Origin of the sequence: Halogeometricum sp. CBA1124, assembly GCF_009741955.1 — an archaeon.
GTDB classification, from domain to species: domain Archaea; phylum Halobacteriota; class Halobacteria; order Halobacteriales; family Haloferacaceae; genus Halogeometricum; species Halogeometricum rufum.
Genome location: NZ_WPCD01000349.1, coordinates 1 through 1570, shown reverse-complemented (window position 1 = coordinate 1570; position 1570 = coordinate 1). Strand labels below are relative to the sequence as shown.

Genomic DNA, 1570 nt, shown 5'->3' with positions numbered 1-1570 from the left:
CGCACTCGCGGCGGCGACGACGCCGGTGAAGTCGAGTGGCATGGGGGCGCTGGCCGCGTCTCCGTATTTAAATCTCAGGCGGCGGCGCGACCCGCCGACTCGGCGGCCCCGTCGGCGGTGGGGCGGCCGACGACGAGGACGGGACCGGCGGGCGTCGCCGGAGCGACACCGTCACCGACCGGTCGCCGCGCCCCCGGGAGGACGACCGGTCCGTCGGGTGTCCGGAGCGGAAGCGGCACCGACAGTCGCCGGGTCGTCGGCCGGCCGTCGCCGACGGCGTACGTCACGACCGACCGGTTGCCGGGGCCGTCCGGCGGCCCGCCGACGGCGACGAAACGGACGCCCGCAGTCGTCCACGTCGGCGGCAGGAGCGAGAACGTCACCGCGCGCGTCGGCGCGACGGCGGGGTCCCGCGGGGTCGGACTCGAACGCGAGTGCCGACCCGGTGGCCGAGAGCCGTTCGGTCGAGGCGTCTATCGCCGTCGCCGTCCGGTCGGGCCCGCGCGTCCTCGACCGCCGGCAGCGACGCGGCGAGCACCGCCGTGGTGAGAACCGCCGCGAGGACGACGCGAATCACTTCACAGCGCCTCGCGCAGGCGGGCGGCGAGCGACCCGCCGTCGGACTCGTCCGCGTCGGCGGCGCGCCGAACGCGTCCGCCGGGTCCACCGACGACGCCGCCTCGTCCGGCAGGCGTTCGGCGACCAGCCCGTCCGCTTCGCGGTCCCGAGCGAGGCGTTCGACGAGCGAGAGTGCGAGGTCCGCGCGGCGTTCGACGGAGTCGTTCACCGCCCGAACGCCGCCCAGCAGTCCCCGAACCGCGTCGAGTTCGGCGGACAGGTCGGCGACCGAGCGTTCGAGTTCCGCGACCGAACGTTCGAGTTCCGCGACGGTCGCGGGAGCGTCCGTCGACGGGTCGGCGGCCGAGTCGCCGCCGGTGGTCGAACGCGCCGCGGCGTTCTCGTCGGTCAGGGCGCGTTCGACGGCGTCGAGGCGGGAGGCGAGCGTCGCGAGGTCGGTCGTGTCGTCGGGCATGGGGCGACTGGCCCCGTCATCCGATAAAAGGCCTCGGTGGGGAAAGTTGAAGGTAGGTACTCCCGATTCGTCGGATATGAAGACCGTCCTGATAGGCGTCGGCCAGGCCGGCGGGAAACTCACCCGCGAACTGGTCGCGTTCGACGATCGAATGGGGTTCGGCGCGATACTCGACGCAGTCGCCGTCAACTCCGCCGAGGCCGACCTCCGCGACATCCCGTTCGAGACGATTCTCGTCGGGCAGGACCGCGTGAAGGGCCACGGGGTCGGCGGCGACAACGAACTCGGCGCGGAGGTCATGCAGGCCGACAAGCGAGAGGTGCTGTCCGCCCTCGACGGCCGCGTCACCGCCGAGGCGGAGGCCATCTTCGTCGTCGCCGGACTCGGCGGCGGCACCGGGCAGCGGTGGCGCGCCCGGTATTAGCGAAACACTTGAAACGAAATCTACACAGAGCCAGTCTACGGACTCGGCGTCCTGCCGGGCGGTGGACGAGGGCGGTATCTACACCCTCAACGCCGCGCGGTCGTTCCAGACGT

The 1570-nt window shown here is 72.8% G+C and carries 2 protein-coding genes and 1 pseudogene; 1 reads left to right on the top strand and 2 read right to left on the bottom strand.

Annotated elements, in window-relative coordinates; all coding sequences use genetic code 11:
* Nucleotides 1-74: 74 nt before the first annotated feature.
* Together GJ632_RS22660 and GJ632_RS21390 are read right to left on the bottom strand one after the other, a co-directional pair.
* Complete coding sequence (locus GJ632_RS22660) at nucleotides 75-383, bottom strand: hypothetical protein (RefSeq protein WP_197428149.1); 309 nt, start codon at nucleotides 381-383, stop codon at nucleotides 75-77.
* Nucleotides 380-1033: a hypothetical protein gene (locus GJ632_RS21390; protein WP_231751751.1), complete on the bottom strand. Its 654-nt coding sequence runs from the start codon at nucleotides 1031-1033 to the stop codon at nucleotides 380-382. The genes GJ632_RS22660 and GJ632_RS21390 overlap by 4 nt, the downstream gene beginning before the upstream one ends.
* Before the next feature lie 76 nt (nucleotides 1034-1109).
* Here GJ632_RS21390 and GJ632_RS21385 point away from each other — a divergent pair.
* Nucleotides 1110-1570: pseudogene (locus GJ632_RS21385) on the top strand (cell division protein); the annotation flags it as partial.